This window comes from Pseudomonas baetica (assembly GCF_002813455.1).
GTDB lineage: Bacteria > Pseudomonadota > Gammaproteobacteria > Pseudomonadales > Pseudomonadaceae > Aquipseudomonas > Aquipseudomonas baetica.
Genome location: NZ_PHHE01000001.1, coordinates 4,312,261 through 4,330,983, shown reverse-complemented (window position 1 = coordinate 4,330,983; position 18,723 = coordinate 4,312,261). Strand labels below are relative to the sequence as shown.

The 18,723-nt window shown below is 56.3% G+C and carries 17 protein-coding genes and 2 pseudogenes; 8 read left to right on the top strand and 11 right to left on the bottom strand.

Annotated features, from left to right (window positions below; genetic code table 11):
- Positions 1–95: 95 nt before the first annotated feature.
- A complete protein-coding gene (locus tag ATI02_RS19990) occupies positions 96–551 on the top strand; it encodes an Lrp/AsnC family transcriptional regulator (protein WP_095190318.1) in 456 nt (151 codons plus the stop codon).
- A gap of 116 nt (positions 552–667) precedes the next feature.
- Here ATI02_RS19990 and ATI02_RS19985 read toward each other — a convergent pair whose 3' ends face one another.
- On the bottom strand, positions 668–1,174 hold the full coding sequence (locus ATI02_RS19985; protein ID WP_095190317.1) for a BRO-N domain-containing protein: 507 nt from the start codon (positions 1,172–1,174) through the stop codon (positions 668–670).
- Positions 1,175–1,678: 504 nt separating this feature from the next.
- On the opposite strand from ATI02_RS19985, the gene ATI02_RS19980 reads away from it, so the two are divergent.
- Complete coding sequence (locus ATI02_RS19980; protein WP_100847136.1) at positions 1,679–2,803, top strand: TIGR02391 family protein; 1,125 nt, start codon at positions 1,679–1,681, stop codon at positions 2,801–2,803.
- A gap of 136 nt (positions 2,804–2,939) precedes the next feature.
- Here the strand turns inward: ATI02_RS19980 and ATI02_RS19975 are convergent, their stop codons facing one another.
- From ATI02_RS19975 to ATI02_RS19965, 3 genes are all read right to left on the bottom strand, one after another.
- On the bottom strand, positions 2,940–3,545 hold the full coding sequence (locus tag ATI02_RS19975; protein ID WP_100847135.1) for a 3'-5' exonuclease: 606 nt from the start codon (positions 3,543–3,545) through the stop codon (positions 2,940–2,942).
- Positions 3,546–3,586: 41 nt separating this feature from the next.
- A complete protein-coding gene (locus ATI02_RS19970; RefSeq protein WP_003228475.1) occupies positions 3,587–4,066 on the bottom strand; it encodes a LabA-like NYN domain-containing protein in 480 nt (159 codons plus the stop codon).
- A gap of 138 nt (positions 4,067–4,204) precedes the next feature.
- The gene (locus ATI02_RS19965) at positions 4,205–4,948 is read right to left on the bottom strand and encodes a DUF2076 domain-containing protein (RefSeq protein WP_100848480.1); all 744 of its coding nucleotides are present in this window, start codon (positions 4,946–4,948) and stop codon (positions 4,205–4,207) included.
- Between the two features lie 178 nt (positions 4,949–5,126).
- On the opposite strand from ATI02_RS19965, the gene ATI02_RS19960 reads away from it, so the two are divergent.
- Together ATI02_RS19960 and ATI02_RS19955 are read left to right on the top strand one after the other, a co-directional pair.
- Positions 5,127–5,801 carry a YciC family protein gene (locus tag ATI02_RS19960; protein WP_095190313.1) on the top strand — a complete coding sequence of 225 codons (675 nt, stop codon included), beginning with the start codon at positions 5,127–5,129 and terminating at the stop codon, positions 5,799–5,801.
- A 75-nt stretch (positions 5,802–5,876) separates the two neighbouring features.
- A complete protein-coding gene (locus ATI02_RS19955; protein ID WP_100847134.1) occupies positions 5,877–6,956 on the top strand; it encodes an endonuclease/exonuclease/phosphatase family protein in 1,080 nt (359 codons plus the stop codon).
- A 741-nt stretch (positions 6,957–7,697) separates the two neighbouring features.
- Here the strand turns inward: ATI02_RS19955 and ATI02_RS19945 are convergent.
- The gene (locus ATI02_RS19945; protein ID WP_100845114.1) at positions 7,698–8,678 is read right to left on the bottom strand and encodes an IS5 family transposase; all 981 of its coding nucleotides are present in this window, start codon (positions 8,676–8,678) and stop codon (positions 7,698–7,700) included.
- Positions 8,679–8,718: 40 nt separating this feature from the next.
- Entirely contained in the window at positions 8,719–9,219 is a 501-nt protein-coding gene (locus tag ATI02_RS19940; protein ID WP_100847132.1) for a hypothetical protein, read from the bottom strand.
- 117 nt (positions 9,220–9,336) lie between these two features.
- Between ATI02_RS19940 and ATI02_RS19935 the strand changes: the two genes are divergently transcribed.
- Positions 9,337–10,499, top strand: a protein-coding gene (locus tag ATI02_RS19935; RefSeq protein WP_100846148.1) for an IS3 family transposase whose coding sequence is annotated in 2 segments (ribosomal slippage) — positions 9,337–9,592 and positions 9,592–10,499 — 1,164 coding nt in all. Because the reading frame shifts where the segments join, the coding sequence is not laid out codon by codon here.
- Between the two features lie 54 nt (positions 10,500–10,553).
- Here the strand turns inward: ATI02_RS19935 and ATI02_RS19930 are convergent.
- The 3 genes from ATI02_RS19930 to hrpB form a co-directional block, all read right to left on the bottom strand.
- On the bottom strand, positions 10,554–11,351 hold the full coding sequence (locus ATI02_RS19930) for an HNH endonuclease (RefSeq protein ID WP_100847131.1): 798 nt from the start codon (positions 11,349–11,351) through the stop codon (positions 10,554–10,556).
- 242 nt (positions 11,352–11,593) lie between these two features.
- Positions 11,594–12,148, bottom strand: coding sequence for a hypothetical protein (locus ATI02_RS19925; protein WP_100847130.1), 555 nt, complete (start codon positions 12,146–12,148; stop codon positions 11,594–11,596).
- A 49-nt stretch (positions 12,149–12,197) separates the two neighbouring features.
- Positions 12,198–14,717 (bottom strand): ATP-dependent helicase HrpB, encoded by a 2,520-nt coding sequence (gene hrpB, locus ATI02_RS19920; protein WP_100847129.1) that lies wholly within the window; start codon positions 14,715–14,717, stop codon positions 12,198–12,200.
- A gap of 111 nt (positions 14,718–14,828) precedes the next feature.
- Between hrpB and ATI02_RS19915 the strand changes: the two genes are divergently transcribed.
- Both ATI02_RS19915 and ATI02_RS19910 read left to right on the top strand, forming a co-directional pair.
- Positions 14,829–15,248: a periplasmic Zn2+ metallochaperone PmcY gene (locus ATI02_RS19915; RefSeq protein WP_007909665.1), complete on the top strand. Its 420-nt coding sequence runs from the start codon at positions 14,829–14,831 to the stop codon at positions 15,246–15,248.
- A 15-nt stretch (positions 15,249–15,263) separates the two neighbouring features.
- Positions 15,264–16,172 carry a cation diffusion facilitator family transporter gene (locus tag ATI02_RS19910; RefSeq protein WP_100847128.1) on the top strand — a complete coding sequence of 303 codons (909 nt, stop codon included), beginning with the start codon at positions 15,264–15,266 and terminating at the stop codon, positions 16,170–16,172.
- On the opposite strand, the pseudogene ATI02_RS32310 reads toward ATI02_RS19910, so the two are convergent.
- Both ATI02_RS32310 and ATI02_RS19905 read right to left on the bottom strand, forming a co-directional pair.
- Positions 16,166–16,585: pseudogene (locus ATI02_RS32310) on the bottom strand (DUF6515 family protein); the annotation flags it as partial. The gene ATI02_RS19910 and the pseudogene ATI02_RS32310 sit on opposite strands and share 7 nt — an antisense overlap.
- A 51-nt stretch (positions 16,586–16,636) precedes the next feature.
- Positions 16,637–17,695, bottom strand: a pseudogene (locus ATI02_RS19905) (IS4 family transposase); the annotation flags it as partial.
- A 391-nt stretch (positions 17,696–18,086) separates the two neighbouring features.
- On the opposite strand from ATI02_RS19905, the gene ATI02_RS19900 reads away from it, so the two are divergent.
- A complete protein-coding gene (locus ATI02_RS19900; protein ID WP_042561225.1) occupies positions 18,087–18,566 on the top strand; it encodes an Lrp/AsnC family transcriptional regulator in 480 nt (159 codons plus the stop codon).
- Positions 18,567–18,723: the final 157 nt, after the last annotated feature.

Here is an 18,723-nt window from a genome sequence, read left to right as displayed (position 1 = left end):
AAAACCTGTTTATAGCGCCAGTATACTTTTGAAAGAACGGAGATCATCGGGATAAACCGAGATTTCGAAAGTCTGCCCATTTCAGGAGTCTGACCTTGGACAAATACGACCGCATGCTGCTCAGCGCCCTGTTGGAAAACGGCCGAGCGTCCTACGCCGACCTGGCGCGCAAAGTGAACCTCTCCGCCCCCGCCGTCGCCGAACGCGTTGCCAAGCTTGAAACATCCGGGGTGATCACCGGGTACGAGGCGAAAATCGACTTGTCGAAAATCGGTCTGCCGATCCAGTGCATGATCGAACTGCGCCTGCATCAGAACGGCAGTCAAAAGGTTTACGACGAATTGGTGAAAATCCCGCAACTCACCGAGTGCTTTCGAGTGACGGGCGATCCGTGCGTGATGATGAAGGGCGCGGTGGGCTCGATGACGGAGCTGGAAGAGTTGATCAATCGAGTGGCGAAGTTCGGGTTCAGCAAGACGTCGATTGTGTTGTCGAGCGCCATCGAAAAGCGCGTGCCGCTGGGGCACATCGAAGGCAACGGCAAGTCTTGAGGCAATGATGTCCACTGTGGGAGCGGGCTTGCCCGCGAAGAGGGAGTGTCAGACAACACCTTTCTGGATGACACACCGCATTCGCGAGTAAGTCCGCTAGCGAGAAGCCTTCAACCTTAGCTACGACTTTCCTGAGTCAGCAAGTGCGGCATATCTCGCATGCGCATCCATGGCTCATTGCGCCAATGCAGAAGTCTCAACGTTTCCCCTGCGCACATCATCAAACGCAGATGCGGATCTGAAACTGACTCCGAGCCCTGACGAAGCATCGGCACGACTTCATGGGTCAGCCAACGACGCAAATGACGGTTCTCCGGGGAGTAGTGGTAAACCAGCATTGCGTAAACGCCGGACTCGCTCAACATCAAGGTCTCTTGAACACCATCGCTTCCCGATAGATACAGTATCCGCCGCTGATCTTCATCAAGCTTCAGAACTTGTCGCCCATTGATTTCCAACCCCATGAGACGACCAAAATCACGGGCACAAAACCAGGCTTCGCCATGTACCAAAGCGGCTTGCAGCTGTATGTGATGGCGGATGAAGGTTTGGGGGTTTACGAGTGACTCACGACTGAATGACGAGCCGGAGTTTTTTGGAGCGTTGGGAGTTACTTCAATCATGGCAAATTACCTAACGAATGTTGGAGCCGCCAGCATCACTTGCAGATGATGGGTGGCGGCTGTGAGCGGGTCTGCAAGACCGAGTCGTTAGGCAACCTCGGCAGACCCGAAGGTCTCCCGCACACAGCCACCATAAATCGTTGGTCGCCAAAAGATCGACGCGATTATAGGTGCACCGTTCAGTGCCTAACAAATTATCGGCGGGCTTGCAGTCCCGATCGCTGAATTTGCAGATGTCGAGAGGTTAGTGGCCTAGGAAAGGGGCTGCAAGACAGATGCTGCCTATTATTCAGTAGGATCAATCGCTCAACCATGCCGTAGCGTTAAACACTAAAATCAACATAAATACACGAACCTCGGAGACTACAATGGACGGCAAGAAAAACAGCGGATACCTTTAAACCAACGATAAAACGCAGTATTTGACCGAACCCTGGAATCTTTAGCTAAATTGCGCAGAACGTTCAAACGCTAGCGCGAAATTAAAACCACAAGGAGAGTAATTTGAATCTTGAAACCAAAATCCCAACCGAGCCTTGGACATTAACAAGAACAAATTATGAAAAAAGGAATTTTACTGGCGCAATCTTAGACGCCTTCCATTACCTAAGTGATCTTATCCGCAAAAAATCAGGATTGGAAGGTGATGGAGCACCACTTATCGGCAGTGCATTTGGAGGAGCATCACCCAAAATAAAATTAAACAAACTTCAAACCGAGTCAGAGCGAAACATACAAAAAGGAATGGAGCAAACACTTCGAGGAATTTATCAAACCTTTAGAAATCCACGAAGCCATGAAAAAATATCGGACACGGAGGAAGACGCACAAATCATAATTATATTTATCGGATACATCGTTCGCCAACTAGATCTAGCAAAATCTCAATTCTCTAGAGAAGACTACCTTAAACGCATACTTGATCCAGACTTCGTACCACAAATTCGTTATGCTGAATTATTAGTCGATGACATACCTATAAATCAACGACTAGAAACTTTTCTCGACGTATACAGAGCAAAAACCGCAGGCAAAATCGAGCATCTTCGCTATTTCTTTAACGCACTGATCTCGAAACTTTCACCGGATGAAATCAACCAAGTACACGAGGTGATTTCAGAAGAGTTAAAAACTGCAGACGATGAAGCAACTTTAAGAATTATCATTGGATCTCTAGGCAGCAAATGTTGGGAACACCTACAAGAGACCGCGCGTCTGCGGATCGAAAATCGCCTAATCAGATCAATCAAAGATGGAAAATACGACGCAAAATTAAATCGTGTACGAGATGGCTCCTTGGGAACGTGGATTATCTCAATACTTCCAAAAATATCGCTTAAAGGGGAAGCGCTTAGAGCAATCTCCGACAGCCTGCACTCCGACAATGTGGAAAAGGAGGACTACGTAATCAGATACATTCTATCAAGCATGACTCACTTATCCGAGGACCTCCCCTTTGGCTTCGATATACTTTTTACGGAAAAGATACAAAAAGGTGACGTGAGATTTTACGATGCTGTAAATGTATTGCCTTGGAAAGACTGGAGCGAAGAGCTGACAGATGCAGTGATCAATTTTAAGGCCGTAGAGCCTACTTATGACCCATTTGTCGACGATATCCCTTTCTGAATCAATCTCGAATCAATCTCGAATCAATCTCAAACAAAGCGGCGATATTCTGTCTGTATCGGTTTGAAAAATGATCAAAAAATCGCAGCCTCATTTCATTCAACAGCTCTACAAAGGATTTTCTGTTGATTCAAGATCAGCGAAAGCGCTGCAAGTGTTCCGTGACTTTGGTGGCAGGGACTTTCTGCAATTTGCACAGCAGGTCGTGCGACAGCTCGCGCACGCCGTGCTTGCTGCGCAACTCTTCAGCCAAATGCGCCATCAAGTTAGCAGCCATCTCCGCATCCGCCATCGCTCTGTGCGCCTGGCCAGTGTGCGGCAGGCGAGCAAACGTGGTCAGGGTGCCAAGCTTGTGATTCGGCGCCGCCGGCATCAACCGGCGGGCCAAGAGCAGCGAGCAGGCAAAATTCTGAAGACGAGTGCGCTTGATCCGCCCCAGTTCAAAATCCCAGAACTTCTGGTCGAACGAAGCGTTATGCGCGACTAGAGGCGTGCAGCCGACGAATTCGTTGACCTCCTCCATCACTTTTTCCGCCGACGGCGCGGTGCGCAGCATGGCGTTGCTGATACCGGTCAGTTGTTCGATGAACGCGGGGACGCGGACGCCGGCGTTCATCAGGCTCTGGTAACGCTCGACGATGCGGCCGTTTTCCAGCATGACCACGGCGATTTCCGTGGCGCGGCAGCTGCTGTTCGGCGAGAGGCCGGTGGTTTCAAAGTCGATGACTGCAATGCGTTCCAAACCGGGTTCAACTCCGTTCAAATCAATTCTTCAGTAGCCGCTCAATTCTTCAGCAGCAGCGCGCCTTCGATCGGCACGTAACGACTGGCGGCGCGGATCAACGAGTTGGCGGTCAGGCCGGGGACGCCGTAGGCCACCGCTTGCACGCCGTGCTTGTTGATGATGCGCTCGAGCAGCATGTCGAAATCGCCGTCACCGGAAGCCAGGACGATTTCGTCGACGTGGTCGGCGGCGTCCATGATGTCGAGGGTGATGCCTACGTCCCAGTCGCCCTTGGCCGAGCCGTCGCTGCGCTGGATGTAGGGCTTGAGCTTCACGGTGAAGCCGAGGTTGCGCAGGATCTGCTGGAACTGCTGCTGCTTGCTGTCACCACGGTCGATCGCGTAGGCGTAGGCCTCGACGATCTGCCCGTCCTTGCTGATGTCTGCCCACAGCGCGGCGTAGTTGAAGTGGCAACCATAGGCCTGACGCACGGTGTAGTAGAGGTTCTGCACGTCGGCGAACACTGCGATTTTTTTCACCGGAGTTCCTGTGAGCGCGCGAGCGCACGAAGCGGGATCAGGCGCTGGGCCCGAAAAAGGCGCTCAGTATGCCAGCCTCAAGGAAGGTGACGCGAATAATCGGCCCGGAGCCCTCAAGGGCTCCGGACGAATGGTGAATCAGACAAAGGAATTGTCGTCATCGAAGAACGATGAGTTGTCATCGCCGTAGTCGGCATCGGTAACGCCACCCTGATCGTTACCGGCCATGCGCTGGTCATCGCCCCAGCCGTTGTTGCTCTGGTCTGCAACCTGCGCCGGCTCTTCCTTGATCACTTCAACGATTTCTTCTGGCTGCTGATTGTGATGGAACAGGCTGCTGATGCCCTGCGCCAGCATCACGCCACCCGCCACACCGGCAGCCGTTTTCAAGGCGCCACCGAGGAAGCTGCTGCCCGCTGCCGGCGCGGCCTGTTGCGCGTAGTTAGGTGGCGGCGCGCCGAAATTCTGTTGTGGCGCAGGGGCATTGAAGTTCGGCTGCGGGGCCGGCTCACGCCAGCCGCCGGTCGATGCCGGGGCACTTGGGGTCGACGCCGGGCGCGAAGTGCCGCCGCCAAAGATGCTCGACAGGAAATTACCGCCTGCGCTTGGTGCCGGCGCCGCACTCTGCGCCTTGGCCGATTGCAGCTCAGCCTGCAAACGCTGGACTTGCTGGGTCAACTGCTTGTTCTGTTCGTCGATGCTCTTGAGCGCCGCCTCTTGCACCAGGATCGCCTGGGTCATGAAATAACCTGCCGCCGGTTGGCGCGTCAGGTGTTCCTTGATCCGCGTCTCGGCCTGGGCGTCGCGCGGGGCTGCCTCCGTTTCGGCCTGTTGCAGCCGGGAAAACAGTCCATCGATCAGGGTTTGCTCTTCGCTGTTCATGGCGACCTCGTAGATTGCCGGGGATAACATTGCCCTCGTCCACACTGGACAAGGTGCTTTCCTGTAATGGAGACAGTGACAGGATGTTTCAACGACCTTTACCGAATGTTTACGTTTGTGTCCGGTCGCGAATCATCGGTTAAAGTGAGCCACTGTTTTCGACCTGCGATACCGACTGATGAATGCCTTCGAAGTGCTGCGTGACTCTCTGTATTTTTTCAAACGCCATTTGGCCAGCATCGTGCAGTTGTGCCTGCCGCTGGTGATCGTCGAAGCACTGCTGCAACAAGTGGTGGATCACGCCAGCGACCCGGACAGTTTTTCCGCCAGCAGTGTGATCGTCGGTTTGCTGGTCTATCCGCTGTACACCGCCGCGCTGATCCTGTTTCTCGACGCGCGCACCCGCGGCGAGGCCCCGCGTACGCTTGACCTGCTGGCGATGTCCGCGCGCCTCTGGCCACGCTTCGCCCTGCTCACGGCGCTGAACACGCTGCTGATCCTGTTGGGGCTTTCACTGTATTTCCTGCCAGGTCTGATCCTGATGGTGATGCTGGCGTTCGGCGAATACCTGCTGGTGCTGCGCGGCCTCAATCCGTTGCACGCGATGAAGGAAAGCCTGCGCCTGACCCGTGGGCATTTCTGGCGGATTCTGCTGTGTATTCTTTGCGTGATGACGCCCTTGTGGTTGCTCAAAGGCGCAACGCTGGCGGTCTACCCCGAACCGCAAAACCCGGCCATCGCCGTGCTGATCGACAGTGCCCACAGCTTCCTGCAACTGTTCACCAGTGTAGTGCTGTTTCGCTTGTTCATGCTGATCAGCGAATTGCCTGACAAAAGAGACAGAGCGGTCTGACTGCTCTGGCCTTAGGTTTAAGACTCCCTCTCAGGTATGCTCGGGACCACTTTCTGTAACGCTATAAGCCGAGCCATGACCCGTCTACTGCGCTACACCCTGTTGCTTGTTGTGCTCGCCATCGTCCTGATCGGCGGGCTGATGTTCGGCCTGACCTGGCGCCCCGACGCTCGAGAAACCCTGCCAGTCAGTTGCACCGGCACCCCGCCGGCACTGGTGCCCGGGCAGGCGCTGAAAGTCATGACCTGGAACGTGCAATCCCTGGCCGGCAAGCGATACGTATTCTGGAATGACCTGGCCCGGGGCGACGATGAAGCGCCAACCCTGGAAGACATGGCCTTCAGTCTCGATGAAGTGGCGCGGGTGATCCGCGATGAGCAGCCCGACTTGGTGTTGTTGCAGGAGCTGGATGACGGCGCCAAGGCCAGCGACTATCAGGATCAGCTCAAACTGCTGCAGGAACGGGTCGCCGATCTGTATCCGTGCAGCGCCAGCGCCTTTGACTGGAAAGCCGATTTCGTCCCTGAACCGCACATCTTCGGCAGCGTTGGCCGGCAACTGGCGACGCTGAGCCGCTATCGCATCGAACATGCCGAACGCCTGCAATTGCCAGTAGCTCCAGGCAATTTCATCAGCCGCCTGTTCCAGCCCAAAGACGCCCTGCTCGCCACCAAACTGCCGCTCAGCGATGGCGGCCAACTGACCGTGTTCAACACCCACCTGGAACGCGCCAGCCAACCGGATGCGACTTTACAGGCGCAAGTGACGGCAGTGGCCAAGGTGCTCGACAAGTATGAAAGCCAGGGTCTGCCTTGGCTGATCGGTGGCGACTTCAATCTGTTACCGCTCGGTCAATACCGCCGCTTGCCCCCCGAGCAGCGCACGCCCTACGCCGCCGACAGCGAGTTGCACCTGCTGTGGGACAAATACCCGATGGTCCCGACCAACAAAGAGGCCAGCGGCATCGACCGTGCGCAGTGGCTGACCCACTACCCCAACGACCCCGGCCTCAGTGGCCCGGATCGCACGGTCGACTATCTGTTCTACAGCCCGAAGATCAAACGCCTAGAAGCGCGGGTGCGACAGGACGATACGTTGCGCATTTCCGATCATTTGCCAGTGATTGCGCGGTTCCTGCTACCCGCTGCGCCGTAGTCATCCACACATTGAAGTTCAAGAGAGGCAGAGCTTGCGCGCAAGGTGAGCACGGGTTAAATCGAGTTCCGCGTGAACGACTAACCAAACCGGAACAGTTTGTTCACGGACCATTTCCGCGAGCAGTTGACGACTAAAACCGCGGACTGAATCGTAGAATCCGAAAAGTCTTCCGATCCCCGCTCAAAGATCCGAATCAATTGGGAGGAATTGGCTCTGTATCTCAGTCAACCTCCTGCTGAGTCCAAGCAGGCTGCTGGATGGTCGGCCTTTGGTTGCGAAACGTACTAACTGTTCTATGTGCGCGCGCTTTATGCTTGCCGTTTCGGCATGCTCCCTTACTCTGCTGGCAAGAATGTCCCAATCCTGATTGCCGAAGAAAATCTGCCCGTACGCTTGCATTAATAACTCCGCAGCGTGTGGTGGTGGGGCATGGCTTGCTCCAATTGAAATCAGCTTTCGCCCAGGGAAAACCGCATAGCTGGAATTACTTTTTCCTTTGAATTCATTATCTGTTTTTACGCTGTTATAAAAAGCTCCAACCAAGGTCAATGCAAAAATGAAGAGATGAGGAGATTTACCGTGGTTGTCTCTAGGGATGGTCTGAAGTAGTCACGCTTTTCTGGCTGACTTCAGCCTCCGCTGATTTTGAAAACGGCGAATCGACCAAAACGATCAGATCATCCGCGTATTTCTGCGCTTTTAGCCGCCGCGAGCACCTCGCAACGGTCATTTCCCACATTACAGGCGCACCTCTCCTGTACTCGTCAGTAAATGTCGGCGTGCCATCCACAGATTCGACAGCGCGAATAGCGTCACCAGTTGCGCGGTGTTTTTGGCCAGGCCACGGAAGCGCGTTTTCACAAAACCGAACTGGCGCTTGACCACCCGAAACGGGTGCTCGACTTTGGCGCGCACCTGGGCCTTGGCCTTCTCGATCTTGCGCTTGGCTTTGTATAGAGCGCTACGCTTACCCAGCTTTTTGTAAGTACTGCGGCGTGCCGCGATCTGCCAGATCACCTCGCGCCCATCATGCTCGGTACGTTTCTCGACGCCGGTATAACCGGCATCGGCGCAGACCACGTTCTCCGCACCGTGCAGCAATTTGTCCACCTGAGTGACATCCGCCACGTTGGCGGCTGTGCCCACCACGCGGTGCACCAGACCTGACTCGTCATCCACACCGATGTGCGCTTTCATGCCGAAATAGTACTGGTTGCCCTTCTTGGTTTGGTGCATTTCTGGATCGCGTTTACCGTCCTTGTTCTTGGTCGAGCTGGGCGCATTGATCAGCGTGGCATCGACAATGGTGCCTTGGCGCAACGACAACCCTCGGTCACCCAGATAGCCATTGATCACGGCCAGGATGCCGGCAGCCAGCTCGTGTTTCTCCAGCAGTCGGCGGAAGTTGAGGATGGTGGTTTCGTCGGGAATACGCTCCAGATTCAGCCCGGCGAACTGCCGCAGGATGGTGGTCTCGTACAGCGCTTCCTCCATCGCTGGATCGCTGTAACCGAACCAGTTCTGCATCAAATGTACACGCAGCATCGTCATCAACGGATAAGCCGGACGACCGCCTTCACCCTTCGGGTAGAACGGCTCGATCAGTTTGATCAAGCCGTTCCACGGCACCACCTGATCCATGTCGATCAAGAACAACTCTTTGCGGGTCTGCTTACGCTTGCCTGCGTACTCGGCGTCAGCGAAGGTCATCTGTTTCATCGGAAAGCTCGGCGGGTGGAGTCCCGGTATTTTGCCAAAATCAGGAAGTCTTCTTCAGAGTTTCCCTAGCCTCCTCTGGTCCACCTCGCTGCCCGCGGGTATGGATGTACATTTCTTGTAGCTGTGCACTCCATCTCACGGCGAGGTCAATGTCCGAATGATTCATTGGCCGTTTAAATTCTGAGTCTGGACCAACGAGTCTTCCCTTTGGACCAAACCAATTGGTCAAGCCATCTTTAAGTTGAAGTATTGCGTCGCGAGGGCAAAGGTTATCCATTTCCACTGGAACTTCAGTTATTCCCAACTTATTGAGTTGGCCCAAAATCCCGATCGCCAAACCTGCTGCTTCGCGACCTCGGGCTTCCTTAGCTGCGAATTCGAGCAGGACGCGATTGGCGGAAAGGTTCGCGCTTATCAATGCCAACAGGCTGTCTGAGGCGCTCTGTTGCCCAGCGGCATCCTCTTCGAACCACTGGAAAAGAATTTTTTTGAAATGGTCAAGCGCTTGGCGTGATAGCGCTCGTGTCACCTTAGCCGGCACGCTTTGGCTCTTGGCCCATTGATGCCGCTGAACCCAAAGCTGTTCACTTGCATTGTAGTGGTCTAATGAAACCGGACACCCATTTAGGCGAGAATGCTCGCCAGATAGAGGTGTCTGATGACCAAACAACGTCGTTCTTTTTCCGCTGAATTCAAACGCGAGGCCGCAGGCCTCGTGCTCGATCAAGGCTATAGCCATATCGAAGCCAGCCGCTCGCTTGGTGTGGTTGAGTCCGCGTTGCGCCGCTGGGTTAATCAGCTTCAGCAGGAGCGCACTGGCGTTACTCCGCAGAGTAAAGCGCTGACGCCAGAGCAACAGAAAATCCAGGAATTGGAAGCTCGAATCGCTCGACTTGAGCGGGAGAAATCCATTTTAAAAAAGGCTACCGCGCTCTTGATGTCGGAAGAGCACGAGCGCACGCGCTGATTGATCAACTGAGCCCCCAAGAGCCGGTTGATTGGCTTTGCGCAGTCTTTGACGTCACTCGTTCGTGTTACTACGCCCATCGTCTCAGGCGCCGAACTCCAGACGTTGAGCGGCTTCGGTTGCGCAGCCTGGTTAACGAACTGTTTACGCAAAGTCGAAGCGCCGCCGGTAGCCGCAGCATCGTGTCGATGATGCAGGAAGACGGCGAGCAAATTGGGCGGTTCAAGGTGCGAGGCCTGATGCGGGAACTGGAGTTGGTCAGTAAACAACCTGGATCACATGCCTACAAACAAGCGACGGTTGAGCGGCCTGACATTCCGAACATATTGAATCGAGAGTTTGATGTGCCGGCGCCGAATCAGGTCTGGTGTGGCGACATCACCTACATCTGGGCTCAAGGGAAATGGCATTACCTGGCTGTCGTTATGGATCTTTACGCGCGCCGAGTGGTGGGCTGGGCGCTGTCGAACAAGCCGGATGCGGATCTGGTCATCAAGGCGTTGGACATGGCTTACGAACAGCGTGGCAGGCCTCAAGGGCTTCTGTTTCACTCGGATCAGGGCTCGCAATATGGCAGTCGCCAGTTTCGCCAACGGCTCTGGCGTTACCGCATGCGCCAAAGCATGAGCCGTCGTGGAAACTGCTGGGATAACGCGCCGATGGAGCGTGTGTTTCGCAGCTTGAAAACTGAATGGATACCGACCGTGGGCTACATGACAGCTCAAGAAGCGCACCGCGACATCAGTCATTACCTGATGCATCGGTACAACTGGATTAGACCGCACCAATTCAACAACGGACTGGCCCCAGCTCAGGCCGAGAAAAAACTTAACGTCGTGTCCGGGATTAGTTGACCACTACAAAGACGACACGACTTGATCAGATTAAGCAGTCTTTTTATCGCCTGCTTACAGATCCCAGCCTTGATCCGCGTGATGTTTCTGAATGAATTCAGTCGACGGTGCCAGAGCAGGGTCTTCAGGAAGACGCATCTTCTTACCGTGCAAATCGACCGAAATTCTCTTGTCAAAATCGTTATAGGGCTCAATGTGCATCTCTGGATCAGAAAATTGAATACGATGCTCAAGATCAATCGTAATCCAACCTTTATCGAAGAGCGCATGATGGAGGCTATTCAGTAGAATTCCGTTGCGGACATCCAGACGTTGCTCGGGTGAACAGGTTGACCAAGGGACAATATGGCAAGCCTGAAGAGCCTCGCTGAACGACATACCGGTGAATGCGCATCTGTGCCCGTAACATTTGAGTAGCGCATCCCGGAACATCACTTGGCCCATACCTCTCGATTTGACCAAGCGCATTACATCACCCGCACTACTGGGAGTGGTCGCCAGTTCGGAAACAACTGCTTCGTAGCGCAGCCCATCTGCTGCGAAAGAGAAAGGATTTTCGATTGTTCTCCATGGAAAGTTGTATACGGTTTCAAGCCCCTCAGCCAATCGTTCAAGATCAAAGGCGAAAAACCCCCGGCCAATTCTACCGTTCCGGTCTGTGGCGAGAATGGTGAGTGGGGGCAGACATTCCGTAATACAGTGCTGTTGTATGATCTCGAGTACATATCTGATTGGACGATGGTGGATACCTATCGCTGCTCCGAGAGTCCCGTAGCTAACAGTTTTTCGCTCAGTCGCATAGGTAGCGAGGTGATTCCAAGCGTGGAAAGCTCGCTGTGCTTGATTGATCATTTTTTGCTCCTTGCAGATATTAACGTGCCAGACCTAGCCAGCCTCGCGGCGAAAATCGTTGGCTCGACGAATTCAGAATCTACGTTGGGGACGGAAAATGCAGCTTTTTAGGTGTACGTTTACGAATTTCGTCGAAAATATCATCGGCTCAGGACAGACGCCGGCAAGGCTGTAATGAGCACTGATAAAAAAGCACCATTATGATTCAACCATTGCCGGGGACAAATGAAGCTAAAGCATCGCTAGGGCGTCACCGACTTCAAACCAACTGCCAATGCACAAAGCATAGTCAGTAATGAAATGAGCGAAGCAGGCACGTAGTAGCGCCACCGGAATTTAACAAAATGAAGGATAAACCGCACCAGTGAGATGGTGGCGACGGAAAGTGCGATCATCAAAATCGCGAAACAATAAAAACCGGTAAATCCCACCCCAAAATGATCCAGCACAGAGCGCGCGCTTAGCATCATCGCACTTCCCATAAAACCGGCCAGAGCTTGTTCTCCGAGAAATTGTGAAAGCACTGGGTAAGTGATTTTCGTATCTTTGTCCGGAAGGGCCAGGAAGTCGTTGAAACCGTCCCCACACCAATCTTCAATTTTCGTACTAAGCATCGGTAGCGCCAAAAGAAAAACACAGAGTGAGCCGAGCATAGTGCCGGAAAAAATTGCGAACTGTTTTTCTCCCGCCAAAAAGTACAAGTTCCAACACAGTATGAAAAATACAACTCCGATAACAAGTACGCTAAGCGTTACCAGAATTCCCCCGAACCCTAAAGTACCTTTGAATTCGCTCATCCCCTTCAACTCCAATAGTCTTAAGTTAACTCGTCGAAACCTGAAAATCTTAATGTTTTCTCGGTTTCGCCCGCGCGGTCGCCTCAGCCACCAGCGGATCATCCGGCCAGTAGTGCTTCGGATACCGCCCCTTCAGGTCCTTCTTCACCTCGGCATAGGTGCTGCGCCAGAAGTTGGCCAGATCCTGCGTAACCTGCACTGGCCGACGCGCCGGAGACAGCAGATGCAACTTGATCACCTGCCGGCCGCCGGCAATACGCGGGGTTTCGGCCAGCCCGAACAACTCCTGCAAACGCACCGCGAGAATCGGCGGAAACTCGCTGTAATCCAGACGAATCGAGGACCCCGACGGCACGCTCAGATGATGCGGGGCCAGTTCATCGAGGCGTTGCGGCAGCGGCCAGGGCAGCAGATTACGGACGATGCTCGACAGATCCAGGTTGGCGAAATGGCTGAGTCGCGAGACCTTGCCCAGATACGGCATCAGCCAGTCTTCGAGGCTGTCGAGCAGCGTCGCGTCGCTGACATCCGGCCATTGGCTTTCGTCCTGAGTATTGAGCTCCAACTGCCGCAACAGGGCGACCCGCGCCTGCCATTGGCGCAACTCGGGCGTCCATGGCAGCAGTTCCAGGCCTTTTCGTCGCACCAGATTGACCAGCGCCTGACTGCGGGCCGCCTCATCGAGACCGGTTAACGGTTCACGGCTGAGAATCAGCTCACCGACCTTGCGCTGACGCTCGGCGCGCAGCACGCCTTCGCGCTCGTCCCAGTCCAGTTGATCGACGTTGCGCACCTGCTCGGCGAGCACTGAGTCGAACAGCGTCGGATCAAAATCCGCCGCCAGATAAATCCGTTCCTCGCGCTGGCCTTGTCGGCTGCCAAGATCGGCGATGACGATCCACGGCTCTTTCATCAGGCTGTCGGCCTCGGCGAACAGCGCGGCGCGACCGTTAGCCAGTCGGTATTCGGCGCCTCCGGCACGACGTTGCTGGGCGACGCGATCCGGATAGGCCAGCGCCAACAGTGCGCCGAGCCAGCGCGGGTGATCCGGATCGCTGACCGGCTCGCTCGCCTTGCCGCGCAAGTAACCACGATATTGTCGCGCCAGTTGTCGGGCGCGTTGCACACCGCCCTGAGCGCCACGGCCCGCACGCTCTTCACCGGACAGCAGCACCAGACGGCTGTGCAGATCCGCCCCGGCGCCGCGCAAGATATCGCGCTCGCCAAGCAACGCGGCAACATCGCAGGCCATATTGGCCAGGCCCAACGCTTGCCCGCGCAGCAACAAATGGCCAATACGCGGATGCGCCGGCAGTTCGGCCATGGCCTGACCGTGCGAGGTCAGCGCTTCACCTTCCAGTGCGCCGAGTCGCTGCAACAGTTCCTGCGCCTGTGCATAAGCCGCGGCGGGCGGAACATCCAGCCAGACCAATTCGCCCGGCGTCACACCCCAGCGCCCCAGTTGCAGCGCGAGGCTGGCCAGATCCGCCGAGAGAATTTCCGCACTGCCATAGGCGGCCAGTTGTTCGTGCTGATCCTGCGACCACAAGCGATAACACACACCCGGCTCCAGTCGCCCTGCCCGCCCCGCGCGTTGCGTGGCGCTGGCCTTGGAAATGCGTTGCGTGTCGAGGCGCGTCATGCCGCTGCCCGGATCGAAACGCGGCACCCGTGCCAACCCGGCATCGATCACCACACGCACGCCGTTGATGGTCAAACTGGTCTCGGCAATGTTGGTCGCCAGCACCACTTTGCGCTGGCCGGGCGGAGCCGGGTCGATGGCGGCACGCTGGGCGTTGAGGTCGAGTTCACCGTGCAACGGGCAGAGCAGCACGTCGCTGCGCTCGCCGAGGGCGTCGGCCAGTTGTTGATGGACGCGACGAATTTCCGCCTGCCCCGGCAGGAACACCAACAGGCTGCCGGTTTCATCGTGCAGGGCTTCAAGGACGGTGGCAGTCACACGCTGATCAATGTATTCGCCGGGCTGAAACGGTCGGCCCCAGCGCATCGTCACCGGGTACATGCGTCCTTCGCTGCGCAGGATTGGCGCGTCATCAAGCAACCCGGCCAGGCGTTCGCCTTCCAGCGTTGCCGACATCAGCAAAATCTTCAGCGGCTGTTCAGCTCGAAACAGCTCGCGACCATTCAAACTCAGGGCCAGCGCCAGGTCGGCGTCGAGGCTGCGCTCGTGGAATTCGTCGAAGATCAGCAGACCCACGCCGTCCAGCGCCGGGTCATCCTGCAACCGGCGGGTCAGAATGCCTTCAGTGACCACTTCGATACGGGTGTTGGGGCCGACCTTGCTGTCGAGACGGATGCGATAACCAACGGTTTCGCCGACCTTCTCGCCCAGCTCGCTGGCCAGTCGTTCCGCTGCGGCGCGCGCGGCCAAACGGCGCGGCTCCAGCATCAGAATGGTTTGCCCGCTCAGCCACGCTTCATTGAGCAAGGCCAACGGCACGCGGGTGGTTTTACCGGCGCCGGGCGGTGCTTCAAGCACGGCTTCGTGGCGTGTCGCCAACGCTTCACGCAGGGCGGGTAAAACTTCGTCGATCGGCAAAGAAATCATGCTGGCTCCCAAACAGAGGCGCGAGTATAACGGCGAACTGCCGGGCGTTTGTCAGGGTCTTAATTCCACACAACGCTGCTTCGTTTTTAGATGACTCAGGAGATCTATCCCATGCGTTTACCTTTTCGCCTGATCGGCGGTGTACTGGTCGCTACCCTGCTCACCCAAATCACCGCGTGCGGTTCGATTTTCTACCCGGATCGTCGCGGCCAGATCGACGGCAAGATCGATCCGGCGATTGCCGTGCTCGATGCCGTGGGCCTGCTGTTCTACGTCATTCCCGGCCTGATCGCGTTTGCCGTCGACTTCGCCACGGGGGCGATCTATTTCGAACCGGGGCACACCGCGCAGATCGATCCGGCCAAGCTCAAGCAAGCCATCGGCCCGGATGGTCAGGTCGATAACCACAAGTTGCAGGCTATTCTGGAAAGCGAACTGGGCCGGGATTTCCCACTGGATGACCCGCGCCTGATCCAGCACAAAGGCAGCACTCAACAACTGGCGATGTTCGGCCTGCAACCTGCTGCATAAGGAATCACTAACTCCATGACTTCCAGCCCCGAACACGCCCGCCTGCTGCGGCTGGCGACCCGCGCCTCGGTGGCGGTGGCCTGTACGCTGATCATCGCCAAAGCCATCGCCTGGTGGCTGAGCGGTTCGGTGAGCATGCTCGCTGGCCTCACCGACTCGGCGCTTGATGGCATTGCTTCGTTGCTCAATCTGCTGGCGGTGCATTACGCACTGCGCCCGGCGGATGACGATCACCGATACGGCCACGGCAAGGCGGAATCCCTGGCCGGCATGGCGCAGGCATTGTTCATCGGCGGCAGTGCGGTGCTGATTGCCTTGCAGGCCTATGAGCGGATCAAGCAACCTGAACCGCTCGGTGCGCCGTGGATCAGCATTGGTGTGATCATTTTCTCCCTGCTGCTGACAGTGGCTTTGCTGATCTTGCAGCATCGGGTGATCAAGCAGACCGGCTCCAACGCCGTGCGGGCCGACTCGCTGCATTACCGCTCCGATCTGTTGCTCAACGGCAGCATTCTGGTGGCGCTGGTGCTGGCCGGGTTCGGCTGGCAACAACTGGACGCATGGTTCGGCCTGGGGATTGCCGCGTACATTTTGTGGAGCGCGATCCAGATCGCCCGGGAAAGCTTTTCGGTGCTGATGGATGAAGAGCTGCCACCGGACGTCAGTCAGCACATGCTTGAACTGGCGTGCAGCGTGCCGGGGGTGCTGGGCGCGCATGACTTGCGCACGCGGATTTCCGGCAACCACTGGTTCGTGCAGTTGCATCTGGAACTGCCGGGGGAATTGACCCTGTCAGTCGCGCACGGCATCAGCGATCAGGCGGCCGATGCCATCCACAAAGCCTACCCACGGGCCGAAGTGCTGGTGCACGCCGACCCGCAGGAAGTGGTCAAGGCTGAACGGGCGCAAACCCGGATTCAGTAACTCACCTGATAACCGCGACTGCTCAGGCAATTGCCCTGGGCCTGACGGTAGGCCTGAACCACTTCGGGCGCCGGCTGGTAAGTCGCGGTGCGCGGGTCAAAACCGCTTTGCTGCACGGCGTACTGATAGCACTGGTAACCGTCCTGTTGCACCTGCTCCGGCGACTGACCGTTGGCCGGATAAGCCTCGACATCGTAGCCCTGTGATTGCGGCTGCGGTTGTGGCTGAACCGGCGGCTCGACCACCACGTAATCCTGCGTCGCTTCCTGATAGGCGTAATAGGAACCAGCGGCAAGGAACAGCAGCGCGCCACCGACCCACACTTCACGGGCGTAATCCGGCAAGTATTGAATGCGAATCCCGCGCGGTGGTTGCACGACGATGTAGCGCGGGCCTTGCGGGCGGTACCAGTAGCATGGATGGATGCCTGGACAATGGCGGCTCATCTCCACCATCTGATAACGCAACAGGTTGTAGCCCAACAACACGCCCCACAGTTCCTGCTCAATCATTTCGGGCGTCTTGCTGCGCAGCGTATAGCTGCTGTTCAGCAGGGTCTGCTTCATTTCTCTAAACCCTAACTCGATCTCCCATCGCTGGCTGTAGAGATCGACGATTTCGTCGGACGGGAAGCGTAATGAGTCGGCCATCGACGTCAGTATCTGACAAACCTTGCCCTTGACGGTTTTGCTCAGAAGCCGCGCAGTCAGGCGCTCCGGCAATCCAGGCCATTGCTTGCGGGCCTGCGGCGAAGTACTCAACGAGACCACAGCATCGTGGCGCCCCAAACGCTGAAGCACTTCGTACTGCGAGCCTTTTTTCAGCGGCATCAACCAATGTCGCTCGATGCCTGCTTGCTGCCATTGATGCAGCAACCCCAAGGAATAAAAGCCGCGATCGAACAGCGTCAGCGAGTGATCGGGGGTGGTTTCGATCAGTTGCTCCGCCAGTTTCATCTCGTTGCTGCGATAGCCGTCAAACGCGCTGCCAATCAGTAAGTGACTGGTCAATTCCATTTGGCAAACCATGCGCACCTGAGGAAAACCAGTATCGCCATGCTGGTTGCTGGCGGAGTCGTAACGCGCACGGTTTTCCGGTGTATCGGGCGTACGCCAGACGACGCCGTCGACACCCAGCAAGCGCAACCCGGCCCAGGTCGGATGACTGGCCGCTTCATGCCAGCTTTTCTGAGTCAGATCGAAGACTTGTCGTACGGCCTCGCTGCCCAGCCGCTGACGGGCTTGGACTACGGCGCTGGGCGCGACCAGCGGACGTTGCCCAGGCAGCATGATGTTCATGCGACTGACCACATCCCACGCCGACATGCGTCGAAAAAACGCCATGGAGATGACGCACCAAAGCATCATTTCCAAAGGTAAGCGTCGCCTGCGCAAAGTGGCTACACCGGCCTGCTCCAATGCCTGTTCGACCAGAGATGGATCAAGCAACGAGTCCAACCCTTCGAGGGAGTTGGGAGTCGAGACGAAGTTGTGGGTGAGTTCCAGTGCCCGAGCCAGACGCATAAAAAAATCCGATGCCTATTCAGGCATCGGATTTTGATTTCTTGCGGCCAAAGGTCAAGCAAAAGGGCTTAACTGATCGGCATTAGACCCGTCGGCCTCCCTTCTAGAGAACTTCGTCCTGGCTCGACGCTTTTGACGTCGGCTCACCTCACGCCGTCTTCTGGACAGTGTGCAGCTCGGGGGCCGGCACATCCCCGGTGGGGGTGGCGGCCGCGGCGGGCCTGATTGGGCGGGCCGCGTGGACTGTGTTACCGAGCAGTGATTCTGGTGATAAGGATAGGCCTGAGGCCGCGACAGAGGATTGCGAAGATTGCTGAAATAAACACCACTTGCGCAATTTTTAACCCTGGATAGATAATCCGCCGCAATAGTTACAACCAAGGACAGATTGATGAGCAAACTCGACCGTTACGACCTGAGCATTTTGGCGGAATTGCAGCGCGACGCCCGCATCTCCAACCAGGAGCTGGCCGAGCGCATCGGTCTGTCACCCTCGCCGTGCTCGCGCCGGGTCAAGCAACTGGAAGACGACGGCTATATCTCGCGTCAGGTGGCACTGCTGGATCGCAAGATGCTCGGATTGAGCCTGACGGCGTACGTGCTGATCGGCATGGATCGGCACACGCCGGAGCGTTTCGAGAATTTTGAAGCGGCTATTCGGACATTGCCGCAGGTGCTGGAATGCAGTCTGGTGACGGGCGTTGATGCCGACTACCAGCTCAAAGTGGTGGTGCCGGATATGGATCACTATCAGAAGTTGCTGCTGGGGCATTTGACCCGGATTGATGGGGTAACCAGTGTGCGCTCGAGTTTTGTGCTGAATCAGGTGCTCAACAGCACCGAATTGCCGCTGACTCATTTGCGTAGCTGAGATCGCCTTCGCGAGCAAGCCCGCTCCCACAGTCGATCTTTGTCGAGCACACAATTTGTGTACATCGAAGATCCATGGTGGGAGCGGGCTTGCTCGCGAAGAGGCCGGTACAGGCACCCTATAACTGCGGCACACCGACGCAGGTCAATGCGGCTAT